15 protein-coding genes and 2 tRNA genes are annotated in these 17,592 nt (G+C 71.4%); 14 read left to right on the top strand and 3 right to left on the bottom strand.

Going from position 1 to position 17,592, the window contains the following annotated elements; translation table 11 throughout:
* Window positions 1-73 precede the first annotated feature (73 nt).
* A complete protein-coding gene (locus ACGFR7_RS07655) occupies window positions 74-1,198 on the top strand; it encodes a hypothetical protein (RefSeq protein WP_393314432.1) in 1,125 nt (374 codons plus the stop codon).
* Here ACGFR7_RS07655 and ACGFR7_RS07650 read toward each other — a convergent pair.
* Complete coding sequence (locus ACGFR7_RS07650; protein ID WP_393314429.1) at window positions 1,195-2,301, bottom strand: M48 family metallopeptidase; 1,107 nt, start codon at window positions 2,299-2,301, stop codon at window positions 1,195-1,197. The two genes, ACGFR7_RS07655 and ACGFR7_RS07650, sit on opposite strands and share 4 nt — an antisense overlap.
* 153 nt (window positions 2,302-2,454) lie before the next feature.
* On the opposite strand from ACGFR7_RS07650, the gene ACGFR7_RS07645 reads away from it, so the two are divergent.
* The 7 genes from ACGFR7_RS07645 (at window position 2,455) to ACGFR7_RS07615 (ending at window position 6,968) form a co-directional block, all read left to right on the top strand.
* Window positions 2,455-2,604 carry a hypothetical protein gene (locus tag ACGFR7_RS07645; RefSeq protein ID WP_393314426.1) on the top strand — a complete coding sequence of 50 codons (150 nt, stop codon included), beginning with the start codon at window positions 2,455-2,457 and terminating at the stop codon, window positions 2,602-2,604.
* Window positions 2,605-2,722: 118 nt separating this feature from the next.
* The gene (locus ACGFR7_RS07640) at window positions 2,723-2,884 is read left to right on the top strand and encodes a hypothetical protein (RefSeq protein ID WP_086718179.1); all 162 of its coding nucleotides are present in this window, start codon (window positions 2,723-2,725) and stop codon (window positions 2,882-2,884) included.
* Window positions 2,885-2,935: 51 nt separating this feature from the next.
* The gene (nadD, locus tag ACGFR7_RS07635) at window positions 2,936-3,547 is read left to right on the top strand and encodes a nicotinate-nucleotide adenylyltransferase (RefSeq protein WP_129296438.1); all 612 of its coding nucleotides are present in this window, start codon (window positions 2,936-2,938) and stop codon (window positions 3,545-3,547) included.
* A 24-nt stretch (window positions 3,548-3,571) separates the two neighbouring features.
* The gene (locus ACGFR7_RS07630) at window positions 3,572-5,437 is read left to right on the top strand and encodes a LytR C-terminal domain-containing protein (RefSeq protein WP_393314421.1); all 1,866 of its coding nucleotides are present in this window, start codon (window positions 3,572-3,574) and stop codon (window positions 5,435-5,437) included.
* Window positions 5,438-5,698: 261 nt separating this feature from the next.
* The gene (rsfS, locus tag ACGFR7_RS07625) at window positions 5,699-6,133 is read left to right on the top strand and encodes a ribosome silencing factor (protein WP_393314418.1); all 435 of its coding nucleotides are present in this window, start codon (window positions 5,699-5,701) and stop codon (window positions 6,131-6,133) included.
* Window positions 6,130-6,783, top strand: coding sequence for a histidine phosphatase family protein (locus ACGFR7_RS07620; protein ID WP_393315338.1), 654 nt, complete (start codon window positions 6,130-6,132; stop codon window positions 6,781-6,783). Before rsfS ends, ACGFR7_RS07620 begins: the two co-directional genes overlap by 4 nt.
* Window positions 6,784-6,895: 112 nt before the next feature.
* A tRNA-Ala gene (locus ACGFR7_RS07615) sits at window positions 6,896-6,968 on the top strand.
* 114 nt (window positions 6,969-7,082) lie between these two features.
* Here the strand turns inward: ACGFR7_RS07615 and ACGFR7_RS07610 are convergent.
* Window positions 7,083-8,033, bottom strand: a complete 951-nt coding sequence (locus tag ACGFR7_RS07610) for a helix-turn-helix transcriptional regulator (protein ID WP_393315336.1) — start codon at window positions 8,031-8,033, stop codon at window positions 7,083-7,085.
* Window positions 8,034-8,144: 111 nt separating this feature from the next.
* Here ACGFR7_RS07610 and ACGFR7_RS07605 point away from each other — a divergent pair, with 111 nt between their 5' ends.
* Genes ACGFR7_RS07605 through ACGFR7_RS07595 form a run of 3 tightly spaced genes read left to right on the top strand, consistent with a single transcriptional unit; the run spans window position 8,145 to window position 10,190 of the window.
* Window positions 8,145-9,647 carry an MFS transporter gene (locus tag ACGFR7_RS07605; RefSeq protein WP_393314415.1) on the top strand — a complete coding sequence of 501 codons (1,503 nt, stop codon included), beginning with the start codon at window positions 8,145-8,147 and terminating at the stop codon, window positions 9,645-9,647.
* Between the two features lie 57 nt (window positions 9,648-9,704).
* Window positions 9,705-9,953: a hypothetical protein gene (locus tag ACGFR7_RS07600; RefSeq protein ID WP_393314413.1), complete on the top strand. Its 249-nt coding sequence runs from the start codon at window positions 9,705-9,707 to the stop codon at window positions 9,951-9,953.
* Window positions 9,954-9,956: 3 nt separating this feature from the next.
* Window positions 9,957-10,190, top strand: coding sequence for a hypothetical protein (locus tag ACGFR7_RS07595; protein WP_147245244.1), 234 nt, complete (start codon window positions 9,957-9,959; stop codon window positions 10,188-10,190).
* 91 nt (window positions 10,191-10,281) lie between these two features.
* On the opposite strand, the gene ACGFR7_RS07590 is transcribed toward ACGFR7_RS07595, so the two are convergent.
* Window positions 10,282-11,625, bottom strand: coding sequence for a glycosyltransferase 87 family protein (locus tag ACGFR7_RS07590; protein ID WP_393314410.1), 1,344 nt, complete (start codon window positions 11,623-11,625; stop codon window positions 10,282-10,284).
* A 177-nt stretch (window positions 11,626-11,802) separates the two neighbouring features.
* Between ACGFR7_RS07590 and ACGFR7_RS07585 the strand changes: the two genes are divergently transcribed.
* The 3 genes from ACGFR7_RS07585 to ACGFR7_RS07575 all read left to right on the top strand — a co-directional run bounded on the left by ACGFR7_RS07585 (window position 11,803) and on the right by ACGFR7_RS07575 (window position 17,452).
* Window positions 11,803-11,875 (top strand) — tRNA-Ala (locus ACGFR7_RS07585).
* Window positions 11,876-12,275: 400 nt separating this feature from the next.
* Window positions 12,276-14,234, top strand: coding sequence for a protease pro-enzyme activation domain-containing protein (locus ACGFR7_RS07580; RefSeq protein WP_393314407.1), 1,959 nt, complete (start codon window positions 12,276-12,278; stop codon window positions 14,232-14,234).
* Window positions 14,235-14,548: 314 nt separating this feature from the next.
* Window positions 14,549-17,452 carry a leucine--tRNA ligase gene (locus ACGFR7_RS07575; RefSeq protein WP_393314404.1) on the top strand — a complete coding sequence of 968 codons (2,904 nt, stop codon included), beginning with the start codon at window positions 14,549-14,551 and terminating at the stop codon, window positions 17,450-17,452.
* Window positions 17,453-17,592 lie beyond the last annotated feature (140 nt).

The following is a 17,592-nucleotide window of genomic DNA, read 5'->3' as shown; positions in this document are numbered from 1 at the left end:
AAACGGAACCGTCTGGCGAAGTTGCCCGCCGCCCCGGCGTTTACCTTCGCCCCGGCAGACCTACTCTTGTTGTATGACCGGGCCTGGGGACCCTCCCGAAGGGACGCCCAACGGCGCCCCGGGAGGCGGTGAGGACGAATACCGATCCGTCGTCTTCGACGAATCGTTTGTTCGGGCTGCGCGACTGCAGGAATTCTCCGCGGACGAGCGGCTGGGCGAGCACCATTCGCCGGCCGTCAAGACCCGGCACGCCTGGATGCGGCTGGGCGGCTCACGGCAGGCCGTCCTGCTGGTGCTGCTGATCGTCCTCGCCTTCGGCACCGCCGTCTACATGGGCGTGCGCCATCCGTACAAGACCCCGGAGACGGTCCGGGCGCAGCCGCTGCGGTCCGCGGTGGTGCCGCTCGCGCCGGCCGGGGCGGTACCCGGAGCGACGCCGGGGGACCTCTTCGCCCACAGCCCCGCGGCCAATTACCGGATCGGCGCCGCGGGCGTCAATCTGCCCCCCGTCACCCGGACCGAGCACTTCTCCGACGGCCAGATCGTCGCCGCCCTGACCGTGGCGAAGGACTACCTCGTCCGGTCCTCGCTGGACCCGGCCACCCTCACCGGCGGGTCCGTACGGCCGGTACGGCTGCTGCTCGACACCGGCCAACTCGACCAGTTCGACCGCAGCCTGGCGCGCCCCGACGACAACGGCCACAACGCGGCGACCGGGTGGCTGATCCGCTTCGACCCCCGGCAGACCCGGCTCGCCGACCGGAACGTACGGGTCAACGGCACGCTTGCCGCGTCGGAGTTGAGCCCGGACGCGCTCGACGTCACCGCCGACTACACCTTCGTCTACGCCGTCCGGCCCGCCCCCGGAGCGCCGGACGACGGCCCCGGCCAGGGCGTCGGCAAGCCCACCCCGGGCGCCGCCTCGCTGGTCACCGTCCGGCGTGAGGTGCACTTCCGGCTGAGCCGGGAGAACCTCAACGACCACCGCCTGGAGGTCGTGCAGAGCAGCCTGCAGGCCGGGCCGCTGGCCTGCTCCTCGCGGCCCGCCGACGCGCTGCGCCCGCTGTTCGCGGGACAGCACACCGGCCAGGACCGGCCCCGGGGCACCGACCCCTATGCCAGGGACCGGGCCAACCCTTCGCTCTGCGGTGAGCTTGCGCCCTCCGCCCAGCCGAAGCCGAGCCGTCCGCTGCGCTAGGAGGCCGGGCGGTCGCCACCACCGGAGCCGTTGCTGCCGTTGCCGTTGCCGTTGCCCTGGCCGTCGGGGCGCGCGCCGCCACGGAAGACCGTGTCGCGCAGCTTGCCGCCCAGATCGCCCGCACCGCCCGCGATATCGCGTACCAGGCCCATCAGCGGGTCCTTGCTGTTGCGCACCGAGTCGGCGTAATGGGCCGCGGAGTCCCGGAACGAGTCGGAGACCGAGGTGTCCTTGTCCTCGTCCCGGCGCGGGTAGTGGCCGTCCATGATCCGCTGGTAGTCGCGGCTTTCCGCCCACTTCTTGAGCTCGGCGGCCCGTACGGTCGTGAACGGGTGGCTGCGCGGCAGCAGGTTGAGGATCTTCAGCACGGAGTCGCGCAGATCGCCGCCCGCCTCGTACTCGTCCGCCTGCTTGAGGAAGGCATCGACGTTCATCTCGTGCAGATGATTGCCGCCGGCCAGCTTCATCAGTCCGCGCATCGAGGCCTGCAGATCCTGGCCGACCAGCAGCCCGGCGCGGTCGGCGGACAGTTCCGACTTGCGGAACCACTCGCGCAGTGCCGTCACGATCGCCATGATCGCGACGTTGCCCAGCGGGATCCAGGCGACCTTCATGGCCAGGTTCGTCAGGAACAGCAGAATCGTGCGGTAGACGGCGTGCCCGGACAGCGCATGCCCGACCTCGTGGCCGATGACCGCCCGCATCTCCTCCTCGTCCAGCAGCTCGACCAGACCGGTCGTCACCACGATGATCGGCTCGTCCAGACCGATGCACATGGCATTGGGCTGCGGGTCCTGATTGACGTACATCGGCGGGACCTTCTCCAGGTCCAGGATGTAGCAGGCGTCGCGCAGCATGTCGTTGAGGTGCGCGAACTGCTGCTCGCCCACCCGCACCGAGTCCGACAGGAACAGCAGCCGCAGGCTGCGCTCCGGCAGCAGGCCGCTGAGCGTCTTGAAGACGGTGTCGAATCCGCTCAGCTTGCGCAGCGCCACCAGCGCCGAACGGTCCGCCGGGTGTTCGTACGACCGCGACGAGATTCCGGGGAATCGCCGCCGGTCCCGGCTCGGAACGTTCGCGCTGCCGCCTGGGCTCTCCGTCATTGGGGCCTCCCCCTGTTCGACTGCGTGTGTTTCAGACTAGAGGACGCCACCGACGGGAGAATGGATGCTCGGGCGTACGCTGGCGATCGCACCAATGACCGCACGGGCCCGTACAGATGACCGCACGGGCCGTACCCGAGGGAGCGCACCGTCATGCCGTATCCGAGCGTGCTGCTCGCCGCAGCCCAGGAGACCGCCAGGGACGGCGGACCCGGATGGATCCTGCGCGCCGTGATCGTCGTCGGCTTCGTGGGCGCCGGCCTGCTCGCCTGGTTCCTGCTGCGCGGCTACGGCCAGGACTGACCTCCCGGGCACGGCCCGGACGTCTCCGGGCGGAGTCGCCGTGAGCCCGCGGTGAGGCGGCGCTTACGATGTGGTGGAAGTCTCTGCCCGACCCCAGCCCGGATTGGTCCTGCTGACGATGAGCCTGCACACCACCGCACAGTCCCTGGTTTCCCTCGCCGCCGAGCCCGGACACGAGGGCGGTCACGCCAGCCTCAGCCCCTTCGTGACCGGCGGCGGCGCCCTGATTGTCCTGCTCCTCCTGCTCTGGATCACCACCCGCTTCAACCGGGATCGCTGAGCCCGGCACCCGGCCCCCGGCATCGCGCACAGCCCAGTAGGGTCTGCACGCATGGGAGAGCACACAGGGCCCGTGAAGCGGCGACTCGGAGTGATGGGCGGCACGTTCGACCCGATCCATCACGGTCACCTGGTCGCCGCCAGCGAGGTGGCCAGCCAGTTCCACCTCGACGAGGTCATCTTCGTGCCGACGGGACAGCCGTGGCAGAAGAGCCACAAGAAGGTGTCCCCGGCCGAGGACCGGTATCTGATGACGGTCATCGCGACCGCGTCGAATCCGCAGTTCTCCGTCAGCCGCATCGACATCGACCGCGGCGGCAAGACGTACACCATAGACACGCTGCGTGACCTGCGGACGGAGCACCGTGACGCGGATCTGTTCTTCATCACCGGCGCCGATGCGCTCAGCCAGATTCTGACCTGGCACGATGCCGCGGAACTGGTCTCGCTCGCCCACTTCATCGGGGTGACCAGGCCCGGCCATGTCCTCGCCGACCCCGGGCTGCCCGCGGGGGCGGTGTCCCTGGTCGAGGTGCCGGCGCTGTCCATCTCCTCGACCGACTGCCGGGCGCGCGTCGCCCAGGGGGACCCGGTCTGGTACCTGGTGCCGGACGGTGTGGTGCGCTACATCGACAAAAAACAGCTGTACCGCAACGACCGCTGACGGGGCTGACGGAAAGGGGCACCGGTGAGCGACCGACAGGATCCGTACGGGCCGCAGGACCCGTATGCCCACGACCCCTATGGCCAGGAGCAGCAGGGGCATACGAGCTACACCTACGACGCCTACGGGCAGCCGGTGTACCGCGACGCCGATCGGTCGTCGTACGAGCAGCACTACGACGCCTACGGGCAGCAGACCGCCCCCTCCGCCTATGAGGGGTATGACCCCTACGGCGGCTACCAGGGCGGCGGCCAGGCGCCGCAGGGGCAGCAGGGCCACCAGGGATACCAGGAGCATCAGGGACACCGGGGGCAGGCGGAGTACGGCTACGACGCGTACGGCCGTCCGCAGGTGCAGGACCGGCCCGGCTATCCGCAGCAGTACGACCCGTACGCCCAGCCCCAGCAGCCGCCTCAGCAACAGCCTCCTCAGCAGCCGCACCAGCAGGAGTGGATCCCCCAGCACGCCCAGCAGTCCCCGTACGAGCAGGCCCCCTACACGGACGGGCCCCGTTACGACGAGCCCGCTCCGCAGCCCCAGGGCCGGCCACCCCGTCCGCCGGAGCGGCTCCGCGCCCCGGCGGACGACGGCGCGGAGCCGGGCGAGGCCGGCGCGCCCGGTGCCTCCGGAGAGGACCCGGAGTACCGCACCGAGCAGTTCTCCTTCATCGAGGAACCGGACGAGGACTCCGAAGACGTCATCGACTGGCTGAAGTTCACCGAGAGCCGCACCGAGCGGCGCGAGGAAGCCAAGCGGCGCGGCCGCAGCCGCATCGTCGCGCTGTCCGTCGTGCTGGCCCTGCTGGTCGCCGGTGGCGTCGGCTATCTGTGGTGGGCGGGCAAGCTGCCCGGTCTGTCCGGTCCCGGCACCGGCCCGGCGGCCGCGGCGGGCGGCCAGAAGCGCGACGTCCTCGTCGTCCATCTGCGGGACACCAAGTCCGGGAACAGCTCCACGGCGCTGCTGGCGGACAACGAGACCACCCACAAGGGCACCACCGTCCTCCTGCCCAACAGCCTCGTCGTCCCGAAGGACGACGGCAGCAGCACGACGCTCGGCAAGTCCGTCAAGGACGACGGCACCGAGCCGACCCGGGACTCCCTCAACGGCCTCCTGGGCGCCGACCTCAAGGCCAGCTGGCGGCTGGACACCCCGTATCTGGAGAACCTCGTCGAGACGGTCGGGGGGATCACGCTGGACACCGACGCCACCGTGCCCGGCGCCAAGAAGGGCGCCTCCCCGGTCGTCAAGCAGGGCAGTGCCCAGGACCTGGGCGGCCAGGCCGCCGTGGCCTACGCCACCTACCAGGCGCCGGGCGAGCCCCAGACCCGGCAGCTGCAGCGGTTCGGCCAGGTCATGCAGGCGACCTTGAAGAAGGTCTCCAGCGACGCCGACGGTGCCACGGCCACCGTGAAGTCGCTGCTGCAGGTGCTCGACCCGCCGCTGACCGAGGGCCAGCTGGGCAGCTCGCTGGCGCAGCGGGCGGAGCTGGCGAAGACCGGTGCGTACCGCACGACGCTGCTGCCCGTGCAGGCGAACGGCACGCTCAGCCAGGCCGCCGCGGCCGGTGTGGTCAAGGACGTGCTCGGCGGCACGGTCAAGAAGACCGCCCCCGACGCGACCGCCCGGGTCGCCGTGCGCAACGCCACCGGCAACAAGGCCGCCACCAACAAGGCGCAGGTCGCACTGCTCAACGGCGGTTACAGCTTCGTCGACGCGGGCACCGCGGGCGCGGCCGCCAGGTCCCGGATCACCTACGCGGACGCCGCGCAGAAGGCCAGGGCCGCGGAGGTCGCCAAGACCCTGGGCCTGCCCGCCGGCGCGGTCACGCAGGGCAAGGGCGCCTCGAACGCCGACATCACGGTGGTGCTGGGGCAGGACTACAAGGGCTGACGGGCGCGACGCGTCCGCCCCCGCCGGTCTCCACCGGCGGGGGCGGACCTCCCCGAACGCGGCTCTGACCAGCCCGGACACCGGAACCGACCCACTGGTTCGAAAACCCAGTCGGGAGTGTCGGTGGTCCGTGAGACCCTTGAGGGGTACTTGACCGCCGATCCGGTCGTCCACGGGGACCGCGGCACGCGCCGCGGCTCAGCAGTGAGCCAGCTGCCCCTGCCCGGCCGGAGAGGCTGCCCTCGACCCGGAAAGCCGCTTGTGACCGCCACGGACCGTTCCCTCGAGCTCATCAACGCCGCCGCCCAGGCCGCGGCCGACAAGCTCGCGCACGACATCATCGCGTACGACGTCAGCGACGTCCTCTCGATCACCGACGCCTTCCTGCTGGCCTCGGCGCCCAGCGACCGCCAGGTCAAGTCGATCGTCGACGAGATCGAGGAACGGCTCAACAAGGACCTCGGCGCCAAGCCGGTCCGCCGTGAGGGCGACCGCGAGGCCCGCTGGGTCCTGCTCGACTACGTCGACATCGTGGTGCACGTCCAGCACAGCGAGGAGCGTGTCTTCTACGCGCTCGAGCGCCTGTGGAAGGACTGCCCCGAGATCGACCTCCCCGAGGAGGCCAAGGCCACCCGCGGCAAGGCCGCCGAGCACGCCGACGCCACGGCGGGCGAGCAGGACGGTGAGCTGCTCTGAGCGGCACCAAGGGCGGCCGGGGCCGCCGCATCGTCCTCTGGCGGCACGGCCAGACGGCCTGGAACCTGGAGCGCCGCTTCCAGGGGTCGACGGACATCGAGCTGACCGAGGAGGGCCTCGGCCAGGCGCGCCGCGCCGCCCGCCTGCTCGCCGCCCTGGGGCCGGACGCCATCATCGCCTCCGACCTGCAGCGGGCCTCGACGACCGCGAGCGAGCTGGCCGCGCTCACCCGCATCGAGGTCACGCACGACGCGGCCCTGCGGGAGACCTACGCGGGCTCCTGGCAGGGGCTGACGCACGACGAGATCCTTGCGCAGTACCGCGAGCAGTACACCGCCTGGAAGCGCGGTGAGCCGGTGCGGCGCGGTGGCGGCGAACTGGAGACCGAGGTCGCCGACCGGGCCGCCCCCGTCGTGCTCGGCCACGCCGACAAGCTGCCCGACGACGGCACCCTGGTCGTCGTCAGCCACGGCGGCACGATCCGCACCACCATCGGGCGGCTGCTCGGCCTGGAGGCCCACCACTGGGAGGGCCTGGGCGGTCTGTCGAACTGCTGCTGGTCCGTGCTGGGCGAGGGCGCGCGCGGCTGGCGCCTGCTGGAGCACAACGCCGGCACCCTGCCGGAGCCGGTGCTCGGCGACGACGACTGAGCCCGCCGGGTGCCCCCGGCCGACCGGATTTCACATCTGGGCAGGTCGCAGGCTAAAGTTCTTCTTGTTCGCGGCGCCGCCGGGGGAAACCCGGGGGAGCGGAACAAGACCCGGGGCTATAGCTCAGTTGGTAGAGCGCCTGCATGGCATGCAGGAGGTCAGGAGTTCAATTCTCCTTAGCTCCACAGCCCGGAAGATCCCGCCTCCAGACGGAGGCGGGATCTCTGCGTTGTCCGCGATTTCTGCGTGCTGAGCGATCTCCGTGGTGTAGGCGAGCTGCGCCGGGCCGGGCCGTGCGGTCAGCTCTCCGTGCGCGTGCCGCCGCTGCGCTCCCACCGCCGTTCCAGCTCCGCGCGGACCTCGGAGGCGGGCCGCAGATGCTCCGGGCAGCCGGTCAACGGGTCGTGGAGGCCGCGCAGCGCCGCCGCCAGCTCCCTGCTCTCCTCATCGGCCGGGGTGTAGACCACGATCCGGGTCTCCGGGACGCCGCCCACCGCCAGTGACGTCGAGACCAGCCGTAGCTCACCGACCGAGGCGTGCTGGATCACCTTCATGCGGTTCCCCGGCGGCGAGACGTCCCCGGCCTCCCACAGGCGCGCGAAGTCCGCACTGGTCCGTGACAGCCGCCCGATCAGCGACTCCCATGCCGGCTCGCCCACATGCCGGCCGTACGACGCCCGCAACTGCGCCACGAGGGCGGGGAACTCCTCGTCGCGATTGAGGATCGTGCAGCAGCAGGGCGGCATGGTGAACAGTTGCCAGAGGATGTTGCGGGACGGGCCGTGCGCCCACGCCAGGGTGGGGAAGATTCCTTGGTAGGCCGCATTGGAGCCCAGCACGTCATAGCGGGCGTTGTAGACCACCGCGGGCAGCGGCACCAGCGCGTCGATGATGCCCTGCACCTCCGGGGCGACCGACTGCGCGTCCGCCTCACGGGCAGGGGCGTACGGGACCTCCGCCAGGTGATACAGATGCTCGCGCTCGGTGTCGTCCAGCCGGAGCGTACGGGCCACGGCGTCCAGCACCTGGCCGCTGGCGTTGATGGGGCGGCCCTGTTCCAGCCAGGTGTACCAGGTCACTCCGACACCGGAGAGCTGGGCGACCTCCTCGCGGCGCAGGCCGGGCGTGCGGCGGCGCAGCCCCGGGGGCATGCCGACGTCCCGAGGGGTCACCCGGGCGCGGCGGCCGCGCAGGAACGCCGCCAGTTCGGGACGCCGTCGCCCGGCCGGCCGCCGGGACGCACTCACCATGCTGCTCACACCCCCATCGTCGGGGCAGGCGCGCGGGCCTGCCAGGTGCTGTCGGTACCAGCATCGGCGGGCTCTCGTGAGGGGCATCCGTGCGCCGCCAGGCTCACCGGCATGACGGACAACTACTCCTCGGGGGCGCCGCCGACGCCCGTGCTCACGGCGCCGACTCCACCGGCCATTAAAGACCCCGGCACCGACAACGGCCCCGCGCCCGGGGGCGGAAGAGCCCGTTCGCGGGGTGCGGGACGCACCCTGGCAGTGATCCTCTCCGGGCAGTTCATGGCCCTGCTCGATGCCTTCATCGTCACTGTCGCGGCCCCGTCGATCGGCGCGGACCTGAACGCCTCGGGCGCCGCGCTGCAACTGGTGATCGCCGGTTACACGATCGCGTACGCGGCGCTGCTGATCACCGGTGCACGGATCGGTGAACTGCTGGGCCCGCGACGGACGTTCCTGGCCGGGCTCGCCGCCTTCACCGGAGCCTCGCTGGCCTGCGGACTTGCCGCGGATGCCGGCCAGTTGATCGCCTTCCGGGCTGTCCAGGGAGCCGGTGCGGCGGTGATGATCCCCCAGGTGCTGGGGATCATCCAGCGCACCCATACGGGTCCGGCGCGGACGCGGGCGCTCGGCGCCTACACCGCCGTGATGGCCGTCGGGGCGGCCTGCGGGCAGATCGCGGGTGGCGTCCTGGTCAGCGCGGACCTCTTTGGTGCGGGCTGGCGGCCGGTGTTCCTGGTGAACGTGCCGATCGGGGCGCTGCTGTTGGCGGCCGGTCCACGCCTGATTCCCCGGGACCGGCCGCCGGCTTCGCCGCGTGGCCTGGATCTGCCCGGCCTGGTACTGCTCGCCGGAGCGCTGGTGCTGGTGACCGTGCCGCTGGTGCTCGGGCAGGAGGCGGGCCGGCCGGCGTGGACGTGGTGGTCGCTCGCCGCCGGTGGGGTCCTGCTGGGGGCGTTCGCGGGGTACGAGGCGCGGCGTGCGCGGCGGGGCGGGGCTCCCCTGATCGCGCCGCGGGTGCTCGGCGCCCCCGGGATGCCGCTGGCGGTGGTCCGTCTCGCCCTGGTGATGGCGGTCAACGCGGGCTATATGTTCGTGCTGACGCTGCACTTCCAGAACACGCTCCACTACAGCGCCCTGCGCACCGGGCTGATGTTCGTTCCGACGGCCCTGGCATACGGGGCGGTGGGGCTGTGGTGGCGGCGGCTGCCACCGCGGCTGCATCCCCTGCTGGTCCCCGGCGGCTTCGTGCTGGTGTCCGCGACGCTGGTGGGGATCGGGTCGGCGTTCAAGGACGGCGGAGCCGGAGACGGCCGCTGGCTGCTTGCCGCGTATGCCGGTATCGGTGCGGGCCTCGGGTTCGCCCACAGCCCCAATCTCGCCGCCGCGTTGGGAACCGTACGCAAGGAGCACGCGGCGGATGCGAGCGGTCTCGTGGTGACCGTCAACCAGGTCGGACTGCTCCTGGGAACATCCCTTTTCGGGACACTCTTCCTCAATCGGCTGGCGGAGGCGGGAGCGGGCGCAGCGTCGCGGGCGCTCTGGGAAACCCTGCTCGCTCTGGCGGGTGCGTCCGCGGTGGGCGGGCTCGCCGGGATGACGAGAAGGCGGGCCTGACCCGGTCCGTGGTCCGTGGCAGAATCGGACGGCGCCGGCAGGGGAGGAGAGATCGCGATGCCCACGAGCATCCTCGAGGAGGTCAACGACCTGCTCGACGTGGCCGAGGCGCAGGGCTATGACTGGCTGCCGGAGTATGCGCTCCGCTTCACCTGCCCCGTAGACGTTCCCTCCCCCGCAGCCGGCGGCGCTGACGGTTCGGCTGTGCGGTGCCCCTCCTGCGTCTCCTCCTGTGTGGCGCAGGCGCTGGGTGACGCCGGGGGCATGTCCTTCGTTTGTACGGCCTGCGGCCGCAGTTGGAGCTGATGGATGGGCGCCCACAGCAGGAAATGTGACTGGTGCGGCAGCGGTACGCCGATTGTCCGCGACATGGAGCCGGTCAACGCCGACTACCAGTACTGGTGCGAGGAATGCGCCCGCGCCCTCGTCATAAAGGGCGACCCCATCGAGACCTACCGGGAGCTCGACGGGGAGCCGATCTACGGACGGCTGCTGGAAGAGCACTGCACGCTGAAGCGCTTCTACTCGTTCGCGACGGCCTGAGCGGGGGCCGCCCGGCGGCGGTGACGGCGGAGGCAGCCGACATACCCCCTTCGTGTGTGAGGGTCACTGCGCAACAGCGCGGGCGCTCGGTTCACGTGCCGCTGGCGGGGCCGGCCCTCCGGGGTGCGCCGCCAAACCCCGGCCGCCCGCCGAGCCGCCACAGCCGGGCCCCGGCCAGTGCCACCAGCGCAAGACCGGCGAGCGGATAGACGTCGGAGAGCAGCATCTGGGCGCCGTTCTGGTGCAGTTCCTCGTGGTGGTGCCAGCGGTGCGGCACCCACCACAGCGCGAACGAGGAGAAGAGCAGGCCCAGTGCGGTGGCCGCCGCCCACCAGCGGCGGGCGGCGGTGCCGGTCCGGTGCAGCGCCTCGGAGCCGAGCAGGATCACCATCGGCACGCACCACACCCAGTGGTGGGACCAGGAGATCGGGCTGACCAGGAGCGCGGTCGCCGCGCAGGCGACGGCCGCCCAGGCACGCTGCCCGCGCAGCAGCGACCCGGCCGCCACTGCCAGACCGAGGGCCGCGGTCAGACCGGCGACCACGAGCCAGGCGGCGCCCGGATCGTGGGTGTGCAGCAGCCGGGCGAGGGCGCCGCGCAGCGACTGGTTCGCGGTGATCTCCACCTCACCGACCCGGTCGGCGGCGAAGACGATCTCGGTCCAGAAGCGGTGCGCGTCACGCGGCAGCGCGAGCGCGGACAGGAGGGCGGTGGCCAGGAAGGTGGCGGTGGCGACGGCGGCCTGCCGCAGCCAGGGATTCCGGGCGGCGCGCGCCCCCGCGCCGGAGCGGAGCAGCTGCCCGGCACGGACGGCGCCGGCCAGCGCGAGGAGCACGGCGAACAGCGCCGGGGTGAGCTTGAGGCCGGCCGCGATGCCGATGCCGATACCCGCGAGCCGCTGGGTGTCCTTGCGGGTCAGGTCCCACAGCACGAGCGCGGCGAGCAGCAGGTTGATCTGCCCGTAGCGCAGCGTCGTCCACACCGGCTCGCACCACACCAGCAGCGCCGAGACCGCGAGCGTCGCGGCCGGCCCGGGGAGGTGCCGGGGCCGGCCGGCCAGCCGCAGCGAGAGGTGGACGACGGCGACGAGCAGCGCGAGGTTGCCGGCCGTGGCGAGGGTGCGCAGCTCGGGGACGCCGAGGAGGGTGAGCGGGGTGAACAGCAGCGCCGCGAAGGGCGGGTAGGTGTTGGGCAGGTGCGCCGAGGTCGCCACCATGTCGTAGAGGGACCCGCCGTTGCGGACCGTGAAACCCTCGGCGCGGTAGACCATGAGGTCGAGCATCGTCACGTGGGCGAGGCGCTGCGCGATCCAGAAGGCCGTGAACGAGACCAGGCAGGCGAGGGCCGCCGCGCGGGTCGGGTACCGGCGGACGAGGTCCCTGCCGGGGCGGGCGCCGCGGGGGTCGGTGGGCGCTTCCAGCTCCAGCGCGGTCACGGCGTACGGCTCCCCCAGGACGAATCGGGCACGGTGTGCCGACAGTACCGCGCGTCGCGCCGAGGGGCCCGGGCACAACGGCCGAGGGGCCCCGGCAGAACGATTTGGCAGAAGCCGGGGAGGTCCGTGTAATGTAGGCGATGCCGCAGCGGGGAACCGGGGCGGACAACAGAATACGGGGCTATAGCTCAGTTGGTAGAGCGCCTGCATGGCATGCAGGAGGTCAGGAGTTCAATTCTCCTTAGCTCCACAGAGAACGGAGCGGGTCGTCCGATATGGACGGCCCGCTCCGTCGTATGTGCCCGCTCCGTTGCGTGTGCCCGCTCCGTCGTATGTGCCCGCGGGGCGGGTGTCCTGGCCGCCCGGCGGCTCGGTGGCGGTTCATCCCGGGTTGCCCTGATATCCGGTCAGCGGTCCGTCCGTTATGGCGAGTTGAATGTTCGCTCCCTGCCCATTCGTGGCCAGTCCTTGCCATTCCTTGGTCTCTTCTTGGTGATCGCATGCCCCTGACATGAACGGTTCACCGAAAGAGTGGCGCATCGCGTGAACGTCACATCCCACGCATTCACCGCTTGTGCGGTGCCGCGCACCCGCGCACCGGCGCAGCGCGGCACCCCGCAGCGCACCGCATCGCCACAGCAGGGGGTTACATGAGATCAAGCCGCACCAGATCACCGCGCGCCCGCGCCGGTCTGGCCTGGGCAGCGACGCTGCCGCTGGTCGCCGGTGCGCTCGCGCTCGGCGCACCCGCCGCCGACGCCGCGGGCCACGACGGCGGACGGCACGCACTGCAGGGCACCAAGCCCCTGTGGGCCACCCGGCAGGCCGACCGGGGCGATACCTCCGCTTCTGCGGGCGTCACCGCCCGCGTCTACCTGGCGGGCCGTGACGCCAAGGGGCTCGCGGACTATGCCAGGGCCGTGTCCGACCCGCACTCCGCCGCGTACGGGAAGTACCTGAGCCCCGGCCAGGTGCGGGCCCGTTACGGCGCCACGCACGACCAGATAGCCAAGGTGACCGACTGGCTGAAGAAGTCCGGCCTGACGGTCACCGGCACCAGCAACCGGTATGTGACGGTCAAGGGCGACGCGGCAGCCGCCGAGCGCGCCTTCGCCACCGACCTGCACAATTACCGCAAGAGCGGCCACACTTACCACGCGCCGTCCACCACCGCCTCCGCGCCCGCCCCGCTCGCCGACGCGGTCCTGACGGTCACCGGTCTGGACAACGCGCCGCGGCTCGCCAAGCACCACTCCAGCGAACTGCCGCCGCCGGAAGGCGTCTTCCGCAACTCCGGCCCGTTCTCCTCGTACTACGGCTCCAAGACGGACAAGAAGCTGCCGTCCGCCTACGGGAACAAGGCCCCGTACGCGATCAAGGGCTACACCGGCAAGCAGCTGCGCGCCGCCTACGGGGCGAAGAAGTGGACCGGCAAGAACGTCACCGTCGCGATCACCGACGCCTACGCCTCGCCGAGCATCGCCAAGGACGCGGACACCTACGCCGGCCGTAACGGGGACCCCCGCTACCGCCGCGGCCAGCTCTCCCAGGTGCTGCCCAAGGACTACACGCACATCGAGGAGTGCGGCGCGGCCGGCTGGTACGGCGAGGAGACCCTCGACGTCGAGGCCGTCCACGCGGTCGCCCCCGACGCCGACATCGTCTACGTCGGCGGCGCCTCCTGCATGGACGACGACCTGATCGACTCGCTCGGCAAGGTCGTCGACGGTCACCTCGCCGACATGGTCTCCAACTCCTGGGGCGACCTGGAGGCGAACGAGACCCCGGACGTGGCAGCCGCCTACGACCAGCTCTTCCAGCAGGGCGCGGTGCAGGGCATCGGCTTCTACTTCTCCTCCGGCGACGACGGTGACGAGGTCGCCAAGACGGGCACCAAGCAGGTCGACAGCCCGGCGAACTCCCCCTGGGTGACCGCGGTCGGCGGCACCTCCCTGGCCGTCGGCAAGCACGACGCGTACCAGTGGGAGACCGGCTGGGGCACCATGAAGGCGGGGCTCTCCCAGGACGGCAACGACTGGACCGGATTCCCCGGTGCCTTCAACGGCGGCGCCGGCGGCGGCACCAGCAAGAGTGTGGCGCAGCCCTTCTACCAGCGCGGCGTCGTGCCGGACGGGCTCGCGAAGGCGAACGGCGGCGGCGCGATGCGCACCATTCCGGACATCGCCGCGGTCGCCGACCCCAACACCGGTTTCCTCGTCGGCCAGACCCAGACCCTGCCGGACGGAAAGCTCGGCTATGACGAGTACCGCATCGGCGGCACCTCGCTGGCCGCACCGGTGATCGCCGGAGTCCAGGCGCTCGCGCAGCAGGCCCGGCACGGCGTCGCCATCGGCTTCGCCAACCCCGCCATCTACCAGCGCTACGGCACCGCCGCCTACCACGACGTCACCGACCACCCGCTGGGCGCCGGCCGTGACCTGGCCGTCGTCCGCGTCGACTACGTCAACGGTGTCGACAGCAGCAAGGGCACCACGACCTCGCTGCGCAGCCTGGGCAAGGACAGCTCGCTGCACGCGGGCGTCGGCTACGACGACGTCACGGGCGTGGGCTCGCCGGGCGCCGGATACGTGAGCTCCTACCGCCCCTGACACGGGCGCGCGGCACCGCCTCCCCGTGCCGTCCGTGACCCCGGTGGGGCGGCGGCGGGCGTGAGGGGTAACGGGGGCGGGGCCCGTGTTGGGGGAATCCTCAGCGCGGGCCTCGTACGCCCTGCGGTACCCTGACGCCATGCGTGCCGTACGCCTTCTGCTTAGCGGGCCGCGCTGATCAGTACCGACGGATGACAGAACCCGTCGGAATCGGCGCGGCGTCCCCTCCTGTGCGAGGGGTCTTTTTGTTTCCGGCGTGCCGGGATTGTGGCGCGTTTCCGCAGGCAGAGACGATCGATGGAGCTTTGAGGACGATGAGCGAGACGACCACTGCTGCCGAGGTGGCAGCACCGCACCGCTATACGGCAGCGCTGGCCGCCGACATCGAGGCCCGCTGGCAGGACTTCTGGGAGACGGACGGGACCTACGAGGCCCCGAACCCCACCGGGGAGCCGGCCGGCGACGCCGCGGTGGCGGCCCGCCCCAAGAAGTTCATCATGGACATGTTCCCGTACCCGTCGGGCGCGGGCCTGCACGTCGGGCACCCCCTGGGCTTCATCGCCACCGACGTCTACGCCCGCCACCAGCGCATGACGGGCCACAACGTCCTGCACACCCTGGGCTTCGACGCCTTCGGCCTGCCCGCCGAGCAGTACGCGGTGCAGACCGGCACCCACCCGCGGGTCTCCACCGAGGCCAACATCGTGAACATGCGGCGCCAGCTGCGCCGCCTGGGCCTGGGCCACGACCAGCGCCGTTCGATCGAGACGATCGACCCGGCGTACTACAAGTGGACCCAGTGGATCTTCCTGCAGATCTTCAACTCCTGGTACGACCCGGAAGCGGACGCGGCCCGTCCGGTCGACACCCTGGTCGCCCAGTTCGAGGCCGGCACCCGGCAGACCCCCGACGGCCGGCCCTGGGCCGGGCTGAGCCCGATCGAGCGCGCCAACGTCCTGGGCGAGTACCGCCTGGCGTACGCCTCGGACGCGCCGGTCAACTGGTGCCCCGGCCTGGGCACGGTGCTGGCCAACGAGGAGGTCACCGCCGACGGCCGCTCCGAGCGCGGCAACTACCCGGTCTTCAAGGCCAAGCTGCGCCAGTGGAACATGCGCATCACCGCTTACGCCGACCGCCTGCTGAACGACCTGGACGCGCTGGACTGGCCGGAGGCCATCAAGCTGCAGCAGCGCAACTGGATCGGCCGTTCCGAGGGCGCCCGGGTCGACTTCCCGGTGGGCGACGACAAGATCACCGTCTTCACCACCCGCCAGGACACCCTGTTCGGCGCGACGTACATGGTGCTGGCGCCTGAGCACCCGCTGGTCGCCGGCTCCGACAACGGCACCGGCACCGGCACCGGATCGATCGTTCCGGACGCCTGGCCCGAGGGCACCCACGACGTCTGGACCGGCGGCCACGCCACTCCGGCCGACGCCGTCTCCGCCTACCGCAAGCAGGCCGCCTCCAAGTCGGACGTCGAGCGGCAGGCCGAGGCCAAGGACAAGACCGGCGTCTTCACCGGCGCCTTCGCGACCAACCCGGTCAGCGGCGAGCAGGTCCCGGTCTTCATCGCCGACTACGTCCTGATGGGCTACGGCACCGGCGCGATCATGGCCGTCCCCGCGCACGACAGCCGTGACTTCGCCTTCGCCCGCGCCTTCGAGCTGCCGATGCGCTGTGTGGTCGAGCCGTCGGACGACCGCGGCACCGACCCCTCGGCCTGGGACGACGCCTTCGCCTCGTACGACGCGAAGATCGTCAACTCGTCGAGCAAGGCGATCTCGCTGGACGGCCTGGGGGTGACCGAGGGCAAGGCGAAGATCACCGACTGGCTGGCCGCCGAGGGCATCGGCGAGGGCACCGTCAACTTCCGGCTGCGCGACTGGCTGTTCAGCCGGCAGCGCTACTGGGGCGAGCCGTTCCCGATCGTCTACGACGAGGACGGCGTGGCACACGCGCTGCCCGAGTCGATGCTGCCGCTGGAGCTGCCCGAGGTCGAGGACTACTCCCCGCGCACCTTCGACGCGAACGACGCCGACACCCAGCCGGAGACCCCGCTGTCCCGTAACGAGGACTGGGTCCATGTCGACCTGGACCTGGGCGACGGCAACGGCATCAAGCGCTACCGCCGCGAGACGAACACCATGCCCAACTGGGCGGGTTCGTGCTGGTACGAGATGCGCTACCTGGACCCCCACAACGCCGACGCGCTGGTCGCCCCGGACATCGAGCAGTACTGGATGGGCCCGCGCGACGGTCAGCCGGCCGGCGGCGTCGACCTGTACGTGGGCGGCGCGGAGCACGCCGTGCTGCACCTGCTGTATGCCCGCTTCTGGTCCAAGGTGCTGCACGACCTGGGACATGTCTCGTCCTCCGAGCCGTTCCACAAGCTGTACAACCAGGGCATGATCCAGGCCTTCGTCTACCGGGACAGCCGCGGCATCGCCGTTCCGGCCGCCGAGGTCGAGGAGCGCGACGGCGGCTACTACTACCAGGGCGAGAAGGTCAGCCGCGTCCTGGGCAAGATGGGCAAGTCCCTGAAGAACGCGGTCACCCCCGACGAGATCTGCGCGGAGTACGGCGCGGACACCCTGCGCCTGTACGAGATGGCGATGGGCCCGCTGGACGTGTCGCGGCCGTGGGACACCCGGGCCGTCGTCGGCCAGTACCGCCTGCTGCAGCGTCTGTGGCGCAATGTGGTCGACGAGGCGACCGGCGAGGTCACCGTCGTCGACACCGAGCCGGACGAGGCCACCCTGCGGGCCCTGCACAAGGCGATCGACGGTGTCGGCCAGGACCTGGCGAGCCTGCGCTTCAACACCGCCATCGCCAAGGTGACCGAGCTGAACAACCACCTGACCAAGGCGGGCGGCCCGATTCCGCGCACGGTCGCCGAGCGGCTGGTGCTGCTGATCGCCCCGCTGGCCCCGCACATCGCCGAGGAGCTGTGGCGCAAGCTGGGCCACACGGACACCGTGGTGCACGCGGACTTCCCGGTGGCCGACCCGGCGTACGTCGTCGACGAGGCCGTGACCTGCGTCGTGCAGATCAAGGGCAAGGTCAAGGCCCGCCTGGAGGTCTCCCCGTCGATCTCCGACGCGGACCTGGAGGCCACGGCACTGGCCGAGCCCGCCGTGGTCGCGGCGCTGAACGGCGCGGGCATCCGGAAGGTCATCGTCCGGGCGCCGAAGCTGGTGAACATCGTGCCGGCGTAGGTCGGGGAGGGCGGCCGGGGCCGCGATGGGTCCCGGGCGCCCGGCCGGGGAGCTTCGGCCGGTGGGCTTCGGCCGGTGGGCTGCGCGGGGGTGGTGGCCGGCCGGGGAGCTTGTGTGGTGCCGCTCCGGTGGCCGGGTTT

The sequence above is a fragment of the Streptomyces sp. NPDC048516 genome (assembly GCF_043199875.1).
In the GTDB taxonomy this organism is placed as follows: Bacteria; Actinomycetota; Actinomycetes; order Streptomycetales; family Streptomycetaceae; genus Streptomyces.
This window is presented reverse-complemented; position numbering and strand designations above follow the sequence as displayed.